Here is a 14,642-nt window from a genome sequence, read left to right on the forward strand (position 1 = left end):
ATAACATGGAAAATATCAAGAAACTCTTTACGCTTAAAAAAAGCACGGCCAAGGATGACATAAAAGAAAATCCCGAAGAATCAAAAGAACAAATAAGGATTACATATTACCAGAGTGGATATGGTGCTTCCACCAAGGCTTCGGGTGAGCCAATGACCTTTGGAGTTGGATTAAAGAACCTGTACAACAGTTTTGAAGACCAGTGTAGAAAACAACTACATGAGCAAAAAAAATTAAAACAACCCTATATCGAGGAACAAGAAAAATACAAAACTGAGCTTAAAAAAAGAGAAACGGCCATTGGGATTCTTGAAGAGCAAATCAACAATACTTCTTCGGCGATAGAAGAAAAAAAAGCTGATATGATAGCGGTTAAACAAAGTCCTGAAAAATATGGCATTGATGCCGATAAACGCCCAAAAGCTCAATTTTATATAGGTCTTCTGCTATTGCTTCCAATTACAATCTACCTGTTTGTATTCTACATTTCGGCCTCTTATTCAGGGTTTTTTAAAGATTTTGAGACAGATAGTCTAACAGCTGCAATTTTTGATGCTAATGCATTGAGCAAGGCAATTTCAGATGGAATGTTGGAAGCGATATTCGTCGGGACCATTCCATTTGTCTTCATGGGACTTGGATATTTGGTTCATATGTTTCATAAGATAAAAGGATGGCAAGCCATTCTAAAATTAGTATCCCTTTTTGTGTTAACCTTCATTTTTGATGTAATACTTGCTTACTTGATCGAAAAGAAAATATTCTTGTTTGATGCTGTGGTTGGGCAACAGTTTACCCCGACCGATGCAATACAGAGTGTTAATTTTTGGGGGATTATATTTGCAGGCTTCGTAGTTTATATCATTTGGGGATTGGTGTTTGATTTTGTAATGAAAGAGCATGAAAATGTTGACAAAATCAAAGCTTTCATACGAGCTAAAAAAGATGAAATAAAAAACCTTGCGCTCATTCTTGAAGAACTCAATGGCAAAATTGATAAGGCCAGACATGACATAACCTTGTTCCAAGGTAAAATTTCAGAGCTACAGTCCAAAATAGATGGATTTATTTTTCCTGTAAAAGAATACCTGCATTACCATTATCAGTATAAAGAGGGGTGGTACCAGGCAATAAATGCGGAATTGGCATTGCCAAAAAAAGAAAAAGATGAACTCCGGGAAAGCTGTGAATCTATAGCAAGCCAACATCTGCAAAGCCTCAATTTAACAGAGATGGACTTCCAAAACTTAATCTTCACAACAAACTAAAAAATGAAACCATATATATATACAATATTCACTTTGGCTTTGTTCTTATTTGCTTGCAAAGGGGATAATAAAAATGAGATTTCTGAAGCGAAAGATAAATACAATAAGATAAAAAAAGAGGATGTGAATCTCAATATAAGTCTCTTGTTGGATTTGTCAGACAGAATAGACACTACCAAATACCATAACGAGGCATTGGAGTTCTATTTGAGGGATGTAGGGTATATAGAGTCCATTGCCAATTCTTTTGTTGAATATTTAAAGGTTAAAAGGATACGTGCGATGGACGATAAAATTGCAGTTTTCTTTGATCCGGTACCCCAAAATCCGAAAATAGATAGGATTTCGGAAAGCTTGAAATTCCATGTAACCAGAAACAATGCTTCATTGGATTTATTTGAAGACATAAAGGATACCTATAAAAGTAAATCAAGGGAAATCTATGAACAAGCTTTATCAGATGGCAAGTATGTGGGGTCAGACACCTGGAACTTTTTTAAAAATAAGGTTAAGAGTTTTTGCATTGAAGAAAATTCCAGCAATCTCCTCATTATTTTAACAGATGGCTATTTGTATCATGAGAATAACCTAAGAAAAGAAGGGAACCTGTCAACCTATTTAACCCCCCAATTCATAAGAACCCATAAACTTAATGACTCTAATTGGAAAGAAAGATTTGAGGGTGACGGATATGGTTTTATTCCCGCTTCAGGAAACCTTGAAAATTTACAAGTTTTGGTTTTAGGGATAAATCCCAATAAAGGCAATGTTTATGAAGATGATGTAATAAAAGCTTATTGGAAGGAATGGCTTGAGGAAATGGAGGTTGGGTATTATGAAATTAGAAATTCGGAACTACCATCGGACATGGACAAAATCATCCGGAATTTCATCCTAAACAAATAGTCATGGCGTTCCGATTTCACAAAAGGGTTAAACTGGGAAAAGGTTTTGGGGTTCATATCAGTAAATCTGGAATTACGCCAAGCTATAGGGGGAAGCGGGGTAGTTTAAGCTCAAAAGGATATTCCATTAGGACCGGAATTCCTGGGTTGACTTATCGTAAAACTTTTTCAAAAGCAAAAAATAGTGGGTGTTTGGTTGTGTTCTTTGTTGTATTTGTCATTGCTTGTACAGCTGTGGAAAGCGAAAGAATAGATGCTGAAGAAACCTTAGGTTGCAGGGATACAAATTGTGCCAATTATACTTCACAGGCTGCAGCCCAAGCTGCGTACAATGCCGACCCAGAATGTAGGAACGATTTAGATGCTGATAAAGATGGTATCGCCTGTGAAGAACCCGGTAATAGTGTGAAAACCTGTGCTACAACTTCAAATTGCGGATGCTCCAACAAGAACAAAGCCCCTTGCCAAGCCGACCCTTGTTGCAGGTGGGTCGTGGGGGAAGGGTGTAGGTGCAATTAAATAAGGTGGTAGGTAAAAACCATGAAACAGTTTTTGAGATATTGGTTCTTGGATGAGGAAAATCCAAAAAAATACCTGTTGGATGTCTTCATTGCCTCAATGATTCTGCTTTCCATTGTGCTCATCTTTTTTCAAAATGAACACCAATATCTTTCCAAGGATTTGGAGTATGTGGATAAGGTTGTGCTCCTATTTTTTATTGCGGAATATGGAATCCGTTTCTATATCTGTTCGGATTTTAGGGACGATTGCCATGCCAAGGGCCTGCTTTTTGCGACAAGGCAAAAACTTTATTGGATGGCCAAACCAACATCGTTGATTGACCTATTGGCCATTTTGCCGTCCTTGGGGTTCTTTAGGGCCTTTCGGATGCTCCGCCTTCTGCGCTTTTTAAGGTTGTTCCGTTTGGTAAGGGCCTTCAAAATATTTCGCCAAATAGACAAGCTACACATCATTCTCCAGGGCATGAAAGAGCACAACAGGATGTTCTATATCTTTTTTTCGGTAACGCTCTTTATTCTATTGGTGTTGAGTTTTGGCTTATATAGTGTAGAACACAATCAGGACAGCGAAGCGTTTTATAGCTTTACCAATTCCTTTTGGTATTCCCTTGAATTGATAGAATTGGCCGATACTACCCCCAAGACCGTTTTTGGAAAGCTTCTTTCCGTCCTACTGCTGATTTTCAACATGGCCATTTTTGGCTTTTTTATCTCGATTATCCTCAATAAAATCACTTTGGTCATGAATGCTATTACTTCTGGGAAAATATCTCGCCTCAACATCAAGAACCACGTTGTGATATGTGGTTACACCAAATCTGCGGAAAAGGTCATACAAGACTTGCTTCGAGACAAAAGGTATTGCAATAAGATTGTCCTGATTACCCAAAAACCCATTGCCGATAAAGACGGACTCATTTACGTAAATGCTGATTATACGGATTACAATACCTTAAAGTTAGTGCAGATAAAGCATGCCAAATTTGCCATTGTCTTTGCAGAATTTAATGAGCATGATACCATTCGGGATGTAGACCTGAGAACAGTAATGACTGTTTTTCATATTGAAAAGGAGGCCCCTGAGACCCATACTATTGCTGAAATAAACGATGAGGTCAACGCGGAGATCATCAGGGACAAGATCATGGGAGATGAAATCCTGTTCAAGGAGTTGATCGATGCCAAGATTATCTCTACCTGTATAGGTCATCCCAATGTTTCCAATTTGTTCTACCAACTCTTTGGTGAGGGAGGAGAACGGGTAAAAAGTCTAAAACCGACCGAATTGGGGCTTTCTGTTCCAGTGATGATCAAGGATATAAAACTACTTTTACTGGAAAAAAATGAAACTCTTTTGGGTGTGATCAACCATCAAAATGAATCGGTATTGTCACCAAAAAATGATATGTTGGTAGATGATAGTGATCGGTTGGTCTACCTGTCGTAGGAGAGTTCTAGTTCAATCTAAACCTCAAAAACACCGGCAAATGATCTGATAACTTTCTGGCCTCTTCTAATTGATCACAAAACCTGACAAAGTCGATTACACCCCCTTCTACCTTGTGAATACTTTTCGAATAAAAAATATTGTCAATGGGGTAGTTGAGGTAATTGGTTCGTTCACAGCTCCGTTTTAAAGTGGTCTTTTGGTCGGTAATGGCCGTTTGGTAACCTGATTTTTTCAAAGTGTTGAAGACGGGCATTTTTTCATCCACATTAAAATCCCCTGCAATGATCACTGGGGTCTTCAAAGAATCAATAACAAACTTGGAAAGGGCTTCAATTTCACTCTCTGGGTCCTTGTTGTAGGGTCTTGAATGATAATCGACCACTGTAAATTGTTTCCCATCTATATAAAAGTGCAACAAAAAGGGTTCCCTATCGATTAAGGAATCCAACTCCGAAATGAGCCAACCCCGGTTCTTGATCTTTATCCTATGGGTCTTCCAAATAAAGGCGTAACGTTCGGTAACGTACTTTGGACTATTGGTGGGGTCGCTGATGACATAGTCCCATTTAGCTCCTTTTCTATTCAGGATATCTGTGAGTTTGGCAACAGCCTGGGCACCACCAAAACCGGCCACTACTTCTTGAATGGCCAAAACATCGGTGTCATTTACAATTTGGGCAATCCTATTCAGTTCCTCAGTGTTCTTTGTTCTTCCAAAGTCTTTTATGTTCCAAGAGATTAAGGTGACTTCATCCTGTTGGGAAAAAGCAGGATAATACGAAACCAGCAGTAGTACTACTAAGGTTATTCTTTTTAGCATGGGGTTGGTCTTGATTGCTCCTCAATTTATGAAAAATCTTTTCGTGATATTATGGATTTCCGTAACGATGTTACTTGAAGAAATAAAGAAGCCATAATACCCTACTTTGAAAACCCTTTTTTGATTATTTGGGTTTTGTGTCTCCCTTTGACCCAAAAACATTTTTCAATAAATAATCAAGGGCCTCTTCATCAGATAGAACAGAAGTTTTCTTGATCTTGGGTATGGTCTTCTTAACTTGATTTGGTTCTTCAAATGTTTTTTCTTGTGGCACGGAGAAAGGATTGGCCTCAAAACCATAGGAATGGTTCAGGGACAACAGGATCTTCAGGGCCGTTTCAAAATCAATGAAATGCCCCAATGTTTTATCATTGCCAACAAGGTCAATGGAGAAATGACCCTCATCCCCCATTAGGTAGTGGTCCAAGAGCTCACTATTTGCGAGATTATCCTTCAATGTGTTCCGTTGCCCATCCAACATTTCCAATTTCCCGATGTTGCTGACGGACTCGATACCACTTTTGTCCTTTTGGACACGGATGAACCTGATGCTCTTGGTGATCATGGAATCGGCCAACAGGGTATAGTATTGTAGGGCCAGTTTTTTGGATTTCTTCTTCCCAAGTCCGAATATCTCTTCATTGAAATCATGGAAGAAACCCAAGAAAGGCCCATCGATTAGGTCAATGTACCGGTCCAACAAAAAAGAGTGCAGGGCAATGGTGGGATGTTGGGTGTACCGCATCACGGGAGGGCCCGTCGGTGGAAACACCTGTTTGGGCTCAGCTGTCAGGGCAATTACATGAATTGGCTCCATGAGCCCATGGGACAATAGGAGCCGTTGCCGGTCCATTGGGTCCATATTGGTCAGGTCGTGTCCTTTCAACAGTCCGAAGGGGTCCATAGGGGTATAAATATGTGTAAAACAACGAAATTTTACCCTAATATGGGGTATGGCAATGGGGCCAATTGCCCTTTTCTATCTTTCGAACAGGTGGGAATAGTCGTCCGGCAGTTCGGCATCGATGTCACGGAGGTACTTCTCAAGGGCGTCCATGGTGCTGTGGCCGGTTATGGGCAACAGTTTGCTCTTGGCCACGAAGGAGGGGTTGTCCTTTGCAAGCTTTCGATAAAGTTGGGTGATGTAGGTGTGCCTGAAACTGTACAGGCCATATTCCTTTCCGAGCCCCAGTTCTTCCTTCACCCTTTTGAACCGGTTTGTGAAATACCCCCTCTTGTTCTCCTCCGAGGTGTCCCAGACCCCTCCGATGCCCTCAGGGGTGAAGAGGAAGTGTTCCGGGTCCATTGCGGAAATATCCGGCAGTTCCCCCAAAAGGATGTCGGGGATTATCTTGGTCTTGTCGAGCTTGGTCTTGGTGCGCAGGTACAGCTTTTTGTCCCTTACATCGATGTCCCTTACCCTCAGCCTACACACCTCTATGGGCCTTAGGAAACAATAGGAGACAAAACGGACAAAGAGCAATAACAGGGGGTCATTTTTGCCCATATGCCCCTCTACCTTGGCAAGGAGGTCGGGGGCATAGGTCTTGTTTCTTTTTGGCTGGGTGCGCAGTTGGGGTATCCCCTTGACAACGTTCCTGGCAATGATGTCGTTGTCCTCCAAGGTCTGGAACAGGGAGCTCAGGTCGGCCCTGGCATTGTTCCGGTTCCGTGCACTGGTGCGCTGCAACACCTCGTTGAGGTACTCCATGACCGTTCTTTTGTCCAACAGTGCAACATTGTGGCCTTTGCCAAAACGTTGCACTGCCCACTCCCCGAAACGGTTGGCCCTGCTCCTGAACTTGATATAGGTCGATTCCCTTAGGGTCCTCTTTTTTATGGAAAGGGCCATTTCAAGGGCCTCCGTGACCCCCATTGGGGCATCCCCCTCCTTTGTTCCAATGGTCACCCGTTGGGGCCGCTCCTTTTCAATGGGGGCAATTGTGCCCTTATCCGGCACCCCTTCCTTTTTGCTAAAGAGCTCCCCCTCCAGTTCGGTGTTGTCGGCATAGGGACTGAAACCGGCCTCCAGGAGCATGGAAAGGTTCCTCTGGATGGTCCTCAGGTGGGCATAGCGCTGCCGCTTTGTCCCATATCGGTTGGCACCTGCCTTGATATTGGGCTGTCTCTTGAGCTTTCAGGTAGCTGGGTCACGGAAGGAATAGTAGACGTACCAGTCCCTGGCAAGGGCGTCCCTTTGCTCTTTCCTGGGGAGCTTGGACCAGCTTTTCGCATCGGCCCCACCTGTGTATATCCTGGGTTCTGAGAAGGCGCGTTTCATGTCAAAAACGTGTACGGTACCGTGTACTGTCCGTAAAAATAGGGAAACATCGGGCATAAAAAAACGGATTGTATGTACACAATCCGTTGATTCTTGGCTGTTTAGCCCTTGTAGCGGGAACTGGACTCGAACCAGTGACCTTCGGGTTATGAGCCCGACGAGCTACCTACTGCTCTATCCCGCGATGTGGACGGCAAATATACAACTCTTTTCGGGTCATTTCCAAACTAAATTCAATATTCCTAATATCATTGGGGGCAATCCAGCCTAAAATCCATAAATTCGGATTTTTGACTTTATGGAAGCCATCAACAAATTTATATCCTCCATGCTGCCCTACACGGAGTGGCCCATGTTCATCCTGCTGATTGGAGGTGGACTTTTTCTTGCATTTTACTCCAAATTTGTACCATTCCGGTATTTTGGCCATGCGATTGCCGTGGTATCGGGAAAGTATGATGATAAAAATGCCAAAGGGGATGTGACTTCCTTTCAAGCGCTGTCAGCCGCGGTTGCAGCTACAGTGGGATTGGGAAATATCTCAGGCGTAGCCATAGCCATTCACGATGGGGGACCCGGTGTGGTATTTTGGATTTGGATGACGGCGCTTTTGGGAATGGGCATCAAGTTTTACTCTGGCAGCCTGGCCATCATGTTCCGTGCAACGGACCCCGACGGAAAACTTCAGGGAGGCCCTATGTTTTATATCACCCAAGGCATGGGGAAATGGGCCAAACCCATGGCCATATTTTTTAGTATTTGTGGGCTTTTCGGATTTTTAGGGGTCTTTACCGCCAATCAATTCACTGAAGCCTTTATGGGTGTAGTGCAACCTCATGAAACACTTTTGGCGACCAGTGAATTCAACTGGAAATTGGGTATTGGTTTCTTTTTGGCAATTGTTACCTCCATTGTAATTTTCGGCGGTCTCTCAAAAATAGCTAAGGTAGCTTCGGCTATTGTACCCTTTATGGTAGGGATTTATCTGCTTGCCGTATTGTTTGTGATGATCAACAACGCTTCCGAAGTGATTCCAGCCTTAAAAATGATTTTAGTTGAAGCTTGGAATTTTGATACTGTTGTTACGGGAGGATTTTGGGGCTTGGTGATTATTGGGGTACGAAGAGCTATGTTTTCCAACGAAGCAGGTTTGGGTAGTGCGCCTATGTATCATGGTCAATCCAGGAATGATGAACCTACCAAGGAAGGACTGGTGGCCATGTTGGGCCCTTTTATCGATACCATAATGGTCTGTACGTTTACTGCTGTGGTGATTATTTTGAGTGGTGCCTATCTTGAGGACGGTAGTGGAATCACCATGACCATGTCCGCTTTTGAGAAAACCCTCTTTGGCTTTGGAGATACCCTTTTGATGGTGATTGTTACGGCTTTTGCACTATCCACATTGTTTACCTATTCATACTACGGGGTAAAGAGCCTTTCCTTTTTGACCACGCCCAAAATTGGCAAATGGTACAATGTTTTCTTCGTAATCATGATTATTTTTGCAGCAGTGGCTTCGTTACAATTGGTGAAGAATCTTATAGATCTTTCATACGCCCTCATGGTGATTCCCAACATGATAGCCGTATTGTATCTTTCACCAAAGGTGAATGAAGCATCAAAAAAATACCTTCAAAAAATGAAACAAGGTGGCGCATAAAGCAGGTTTTGTAAATATTATCGGTAATCCCAATGTGGGTAAATCCACCTTGATGAATGCCTTTGTGGGCGAAAAACTGTCCATAATCACCTCCAAGGCACAGACCACCCGTCATCGAATTTTGGGCATTGTGAATGGGGATGATTTTCAGGTGATCCTTTCCGATACTCCCGGAATCATTAAACCTGCTTATGAGCTTCAGACCTCCATGATGGATTTTGTAAAATCCGCTTTTGAAGATGCTGATGTATTGCTCTATATGGTTGAAATTGGGGAAAAGGCTTTGAAGGACGAAGCGTTTTTCAAAAAAATACAGAACAGTAAGATTCCCGTTTTGCTATTACTGAATAAGATTGATACTTCGGATCAAGAAGCCTTGGAAGCACAAATGCAACACTGGCAAGGTTTGTTGCCCGAGGCGGAAATCCATCCCATATCGGCCTTGGAAAACTTTAATGTAAGGGAAGTTTTTGAACGAATTTTGGAATTGTTGCCCGAAGCACCTCCGTATTACCCCAAAGACCAATTAACGGATAAACCCGAACGTTTTTTTGTCAATGAGACCATTCGCGAGAAAATATTACTTCACTATAAAAAGGAGATTCCGTATTCCGTGGAGGTAGAGACCGAAGAATTTTTGGAAGATGATAACATCATCCGAATTCGGTCCGTGATTATGGTGGAGCGCGATACCCAAAAAGGAATCATCATTGGACATAAGGGAAGTGCCTTAAAAAAAGTAGGAGTGGAGGCCCGAAAAGACTTGGAAAAATTCTTTGATAAACAAGTCCACATCGAACTCTATGTAAAAGTCAACAAAAACTGGCGGAGCAATTCCCAACAACTCCGGCGATTTGGGTATAACGGCTAAAAGGCTACCCCTGCTGAAACCCAGAAATCTTCTTTCGGATAAATGTTTTTAACTGCTCCATTTGTGGTTTTCCCTTGGCTCTCCCCATGCGGCCAAAAGCATAGAGCGAAAACCAAATCACCACCAAAAAGAACATGCCCACCATCCAAAAAGTGACATCTTTGCCCAAAGAATGATTGGAATACGCAAAAATGCCTAAGATGATAAACAGAGTACCCACCCCAAAATGCAGGAACATAAAAAATGTCCAAAGCGTTGGATTGGGGCCAAAAACCCCATGGATTTTACTCACACCCTTTTCAAATGAAGTAAGTTCCAAATGCAGTTGGGGCGACCAAAAGGTATTTTCTGAGTTCCGGAACTTAATGTAGATATGTTCGTCCAACCGTTTGATCACAAAAGATTCTTCTTCCGATTGGTCAAAAATGGCTTTTAATTGGTCCATATCGGTTTTTAGGGCGACCTGAAATCGGGGACGCAATACAATTTCGTTGGTGAAATCGCTCATAACATATTGAAATAGATGAAAAAAGGTATCATTTTTTCTTCATAATAAATGGTACTTTTGCCAAAAATTAAGGCAGATGGGAGCTATTGTGGCCATTGTGGGGAGACCCAACGTAGGAAAGTCTACATTTTTTAATCGATTGATTCAGCGTCGGGAAGCCATCGTGGATGCCGTGAGTGGTGTCACCCGTGATCGTCACTATGGAAAAAGCGACTGGAACGGCAAAGAATTTTCTTTGATTGATACGGGCGGCTATGTCTTAGGAAGCGATGACGTTTTTGAAAAAGAAATCGATAAGCAGGTAGAGTTGGCCATTGATGAAGCGGATGCCATCATTTTTATGGTGGATGTGGAGTCTGGCGTAACCGGAATGGATGAAGATGTGGCCAAGCTGTTACGAAAGGTTGATAAACCCGTTTTTTTGGCCGTGAACAAAGTGGATAACGCCCAGCGAATGGCAGACGCCGTTGAGTTTTATGCTTTGGGGCTGGGAGAGTATTTCACGTTGTCCAGTATTAACGGTAGTGGAACGGGAGACCTTTTGGATGCCTTGGTCAAGGTGCTTCCTGAAAAAATTGAAGAAGAGAGTGAACTCCCACGTTTCGCCGTGGTGGGTAGGCCCAACGCCGGAAAATCCTCCTTTATCAATGCTTTGATTGGGAAGGACCGCTACATTGTGACCGATATAGCAGGTACGACACGGGACAGCATCGATACCAAATACAATCAGTTTGGGTTTGAGTTCAATTTGGTGGATACCGCAGGTATTCGAAGGAAATCCAAAGTGAAGGAAGATTTGGAATTTTACTCCGTAATGCGTTCCGTGAGGGCCATTGAGCACTGTGATGTTTGTATATTAATGTTGGATGCGACCCGAGGTTTCGACGGACAGGTAGAGAATATTTTTTGGCTTGCCCAGCGTAATAATAAGGGTATTGTGATTCTGGTCAATAAATGGGATTTGGTGGAGAAGGAAACCAATTCGGTAAAGGAGTATACCGCCAAGATAAAACAAGCTATTTCACCTTTTGAGGACGTCCCTATTCTTTTTATTTCGGTATTGAACAAGCAACGGATTTTCAAAGCGATTGAAACCGCAGTGGAGGTCTATAAAAACCGTTCAAAGAAAATCGTGACCCGAAAATTGAACGATATCATGCTACCCATTATTGAGCATACCCCGCCTCCGGCCTACAAGGGAAAATATGTGAAAATCAAGTTTTGTACACAACTACCGACACCCTATCCGCAGTTTGCTTTTTTCTGCAATTTGCCGCAATATGTTCGTGATCCCTACAAGCGCTTTTTGGAGAACAAACTCCGGGAACATTTTGATTTTACGGGAGTGCCCATCACCATTTTTATGCGGAAGAAATAGTAAATGATTTAACCCGATGGCAAATAGGAATCTATTTTATGTTAAACGTATGGACAATTGGGATTTCTATTCTATTTTCATCTACGTCGCAATTAGCTTGATAATATATTTTGACCCCTACGGTTTGATAACTAAGGAGATGGTTTTGTTTTATGCGTATTTAACTCCTCTTTTTCTTTATTTGTTCAATTACAAGTCATTAAGAAAACTTAATGTCTGGATAATCTGGACTATAATCTCCTTATTGGATATAGTTTTATATTATGAAATTTCTGGTATTGAGAAGTTCATGTTTGTTAGAGGGCCAGCCTCAGGATTTTTAAGGTACACATGGATATTCTTATTATTATTTCAATTGCTGAGAGTTATTTCATTTAAGTTTCAGGAAATGGAACTAGTTGCACCTAATAAGGGTTCCATAGATATTTGGGATAACAGGAGACTTACATTTGTTGACAACATATGTTTCATTATATATGGAGGGATATTTGTTTTTATGGGTGTAGCTGAACAGGTTTTCAATTAATAATTTCGATGTGGGTTTTTGGCAAAATGATTAAAATATTAAACTGCCAAAACTTTATTAAACAATCAATCCCCCGAAGCACGTCTTACTTCCATCTGTTGCTGCATCCGGTTTCCTTCGCTATCCACTACCGTTAAAGTATATTCCCCCGGTTGAATGTCCAAAAGGAGTTCATGGAAATTTTCGGTCTTGCCCACATAAGTTTCATCCAAATACCAATACACTACGGAGTCAGATTGTTGGTGGGCCAATTTCAGGATAACGTCTGAAGTGGTGTTGCCCAAATCCTTAGGAAGGAGCACCGCTTCATTTTTCTTTGGATACATAAATTCCATACGCTGGTTTTCCAAGGAGGAACATCCTTGCAAATAGGGCGGTAAGGGCTTGTAATTGGGATTGGAAGTAGCATAATAGTATTCCAAAACCGGAGGAAGTACAAACCAGTTTTTAGTCACCATGTTTTCCAGTGGATAGCAATCCGAATTCACCCTGAATTTTTCCGAAGCATCCAAAAACAATTGCTGGTGATAGGGGCAAGGCCCACTTCGGGTACCGTGGGTGGGGACGAATTCTTTTTTCGTTGTATCGCAATATAAAGAAGCACGATACCCACTTTCGGCACAGACCTCCATTTCCACTAAATCATCAAAAGGTTCTGGGAACCAACCGCTGTGAGGCAGCGCATCCAAAACATCAAAAAATAATGGTGCTGCTGCAGTGATTCCAGTTAGTCCGGGTCTTCCTTCACCATCTGCGTTTCCGGCCCAGACCCCAATGGCATATTTTGGGGTCACCCCAATGGCCCAAGCATCCTTAAAGCCGAAACTGGTGCCTGTTTTCCAGGCAATAGGCTGGGAAGAATCAAAAAAGTGCCAGTTCTCACCCCCTTCAGGGCGGTTGACCTCATACATGGATTGAAACGTGCTATAAATGGCCCCAGCTCCCAAAATAGGAGGGTCAAACCGTTGCTCGCCAAAATCAATGGTTTGGTTTGCTAAATAGGTGGGTGCCACAAACTCATTTGGGAAATAGGTGCTACTGTTGCTTACAAAATGATTTAAGGTGGATGCCAGCGAAGCATAGGTATGGGTGACTTCCCAAAGGGAACTTTCCGCTCCGCCAAGAATTAGCGATAATCCGTAATACGATGAGGGCTTATCTAGGGATTCCATTTGCATTTTGTGGAGCTTGTTATAGAATTTTTGGAGTCCATATTCTCGTAGTAATCGAACTGCAGGAACATTCAACGAACGAGAGAGTGCCCGACTCACTGGAACGGCCCCCGCATATTTTTTATCAAAATTTTGAGGGTTGTACCCATTAATGACGGTGGGGACATCTTCCACTAAACTATGGGGTAATACCTGACCTTCATCCAACAATGATGCAAATAGAAAGGGTTTCAACGTACTGCCGGTACTCCGATTCTTAGTAATGATATCCACATAATTGCCATGTGCTTTTCCCGAAGGGGAATTCCCCACATACCCCAAAACCTTTCGGGATTCCACATCCAAGACCAAAATGGCTAAGTTGTGGATTTCATTGCTTTTTAATTGCTGATAATGGCGTTCTGCCAACAAGTTGAGTTGTTGCTGCAACGGTCTTTGAATAGAAGTGGTGATTCGCTCTCCCGGATGTTCAATCCGAATACGTTCAGTGAGGTGCGGAGCAACATCAGGTAACGGGAAAGGTTTTTGGGGTAGTGGTTCGGCCACCGCCAAATCATACGTGGTTTGGTCTAGCGTGCCTTTATCCCTTAACTTTTCCAGTAGTCGGTTTCGCTTTTCGAGGAATTCTTGTTCATTTCGTCCAGGGAAAATCAAGGCAGGGGCGTTGGGCAATACGGCAAGTGCCGCGGATTGTCCCCAACTGAGTTCGTGAGCCGGAATCCCAAAGTATCGCCAGGCGGCAGTTTCTAATCCTACCACGTTTCCACCATACGGGGTATGGGAGGCATACAAGTTTAAAATTTCTGACTTGGAGTGACGTAATTCCAAGCGAGTGGCCATAAAAATCTCAATGCATTTTTCCCAATAAGTACGACTTTGATTCTTTCGACTCAACCGAATGACCTGCTGGGTAATGGTACTCCCGCCCCTTCTGGTCTCTTTAGTGAGGTTATGACCAAGGGCCTTGATAATGGAAATGGGATTGAAGCCCGGATGTTTGTAAAAATATTCATCCTCAAACAACAAAATGCATTGCTCAAATCGGTGTGGGATGGAATCCAATTGTGGAAACCGCCATTGTCCATCATCGGCAATCCGAGCTCCGATCAAACTCCCATCAGCAGCATTGACCACCGTTGAGGCTGGGTCTTCAAACAGATTTTTGGGTAGGCAGACCAACCACAAAACCAAGAGGATGCCTAAAACACCCAGCTTGATTTTGTGGTTTGCTGCTTTCTTTTTTACTGGCGACCAAAAATCCTTCATTCAAATCCTATCA

13 protein-coding genes and 1 tRNA gene are annotated in these 14,642 nt (G+C 42.5%); 8 read left to right on the forward strand and 6 right to left on the reverse strand.

The window, feature by feature from the left end:
* The first annotated feature begins 5 nt into the window (after window positions 1-5).
* From J0X14_RS04535 to J0X14_RS04550, 4 genes are read left to right on the forward strand one after another with little or no spacing between them, the layout of a single operon-like run.
* Window positions 6-1,268 (forward strand): ABC transporter permease, encoded by a 1,263-nt coding sequence (locus tag J0X14_RS04535; protein ID WP_207096557.1) that lies wholly within the window; start codon window positions 6-8, stop codon window positions 1,266-1,268.
* 3 nt (window positions 1,269-1,271) lie between these two features.
* The gene (locus J0X14_RS04540; protein WP_207096558.1) at window positions 1,272-2,174 is read left to right on the forward strand and encodes a hypothetical protein; all 903 of its coding nucleotides are present in this window, start codon (window positions 1,272-1,274) and stop codon (window positions 2,172-2,174) included.
* Window positions 2,175-2,176: 2 nt separating this feature from the next.
* Window positions 2,177-2,692 (forward strand): DUF4236 domain-containing protein, encoded by a 516-nt coding sequence (locus J0X14_RS04545; RefSeq protein WP_207096559.1) that lies wholly within the window; start codon window positions 2,177-2,179, stop codon window positions 2,690-2,692.
* Window positions 2,693-2,713: 21 nt separating this feature from the next.
* On the forward strand, window positions 2,714-4,141 hold the full coding sequence (locus tag J0X14_RS04550) for an ion transporter (protein ID WP_207096560.1): 1,428 nt from the start codon (window positions 2,714-2,716) through the stop codon (window positions 4,139-4,141).
* A gap of 7 nt (window positions 4,142-4,148) precedes the next feature.
* Here the strand turns inward: J0X14_RS04550 and J0X14_RS04555 are convergent, their stop codons facing one another.
* The 4 genes from J0X14_RS04555 to J0X14_RS04570 all read right to left on the reverse strand — a co-directional run bounded on the left by J0X14_RS04555 (window position 4,149) and on the right by J0X14_RS04570 (window position 7,429).
* Window positions 4,149-4,964 carry an endonuclease/exonuclease/phosphatase family protein gene (locus J0X14_RS04555; protein WP_207096561.1) on the reverse strand — a complete coding sequence of 272 codons (816 nt, stop codon included), beginning with the start codon at window positions 4,962-4,964 and terminating at the stop codon, window positions 4,149-4,151.
* A 124-nt stretch (window positions 4,965-5,088) separates the two neighbouring features.
* Window positions 5,089-5,868 carry a hypothetical protein gene (locus J0X14_RS04560; protein WP_207096562.1) on the reverse strand — a complete coding sequence of 260 codons (780 nt, stop codon included), beginning with the start codon at window positions 5,866-5,868 and terminating at the stop codon, window positions 5,089-5,091.
* A 75-nt stretch (window positions 5,869-5,943) separates the two neighbouring features.
* The gene (locus J0X14_RS04565; protein ID WP_242527911.1) at window positions 5,944-7,002 is read right to left on the reverse strand and encodes a tyrosine-type recombinase/integrase; all 1,059 of its coding nucleotides are present in this window, start codon (window positions 7,000-7,002) and stop codon (window positions 5,944-5,946) included.
* Between the two features lie 354 nt (window positions 7,003-7,356).
* Window positions 7,357-7,429: transfer RNA gene (locus tag J0X14_RS04570), tRNA-Met, on the reverse strand.
* Between the two features lie 114 nt (window positions 7,430-7,543).
* Between J0X14_RS04570 and J0X14_RS04575 the strand changes: the two genes are divergently transcribed.
* Window positions 7,544-8,908: an alanine/glycine:cation symporter family protein gene (locus J0X14_RS04575; RefSeq protein ID WP_207096563.1), complete on the forward strand. Its 1,365-nt coding sequence runs from the start codon at window positions 7,544-7,546 to the stop codon at window positions 8,906-8,908.
* Window positions 8,898-9,779, forward strand: a complete 882-nt coding sequence (gene era / locus J0X14_RS04580; RefSeq protein ID WP_207096564.1) for a GTPase Era — start codon at window positions 8,898-8,900, stop codon at window positions 9,777-9,779. Before J0X14_RS04575 ends, era begins: the two co-directional genes overlap by 11 nt.
* Window positions 9,780-9,783: 4 nt before the next feature.
* Here era and J0X14_RS04585 read toward each other — a convergent pair whose 3' ends face one another.
* Window positions 9,784-10,287: a GTP-binding protein gene (locus J0X14_RS04585; protein ID WP_207096565.1), complete on the reverse strand. Its 504-nt coding sequence runs from the start codon at window positions 10,285-10,287 to the stop codon at window positions 9,784-9,786.
* A 76-nt stretch (window positions 10,288-10,363) separates the two neighbouring features.
* On the opposite strand from J0X14_RS04585, the gene der reads away from it, so the two are divergent.
* Both der and J0X14_RS04595 read left to right on the forward strand, forming a co-directional pair.
* A complete protein-coding gene (gene der, locus J0X14_RS04590) occupies window positions 10,364-11,665 on the forward strand; it encodes a ribosome biogenesis GTPase Der (protein WP_207096566.1) in 1,302 nt (433 codons plus the stop codon).
* 49 nt (window positions 11,666-11,714) lie between these two features.
* A complete protein-coding gene (locus J0X14_RS04595) occupies window positions 11,715-12,191 on the forward strand; it encodes a hypothetical protein (RefSeq protein ID WP_207096567.1) in 477 nt (158 codons plus the stop codon).
* A 65-nt stretch (window positions 12,192-12,256) separates the two neighbouring features.
* Here the strand turns inward: J0X14_RS04595 and pbpC are convergent, their stop codons facing one another.
* A complete protein-coding gene (gene pbpC, locus J0X14_RS04600; RefSeq protein ID WP_207096568.1) occupies window positions 12,257-14,629 on the reverse strand; it encodes a penicillin-binding protein 1C in 2,373 nt (790 codons plus the stop codon).
* Window positions 14,630-14,642 lie beyond the last annotated feature (13 nt).

This window comes from Allomuricauda sp. CAU 1633 (assembly GCF_017313225.1).
In the GTDB taxonomy this organism is placed as follows: Bacteria; Bacteroidota; Bacteroidia; order Flavobacteriales; family Flavobacteriaceae; genus Flagellimonas.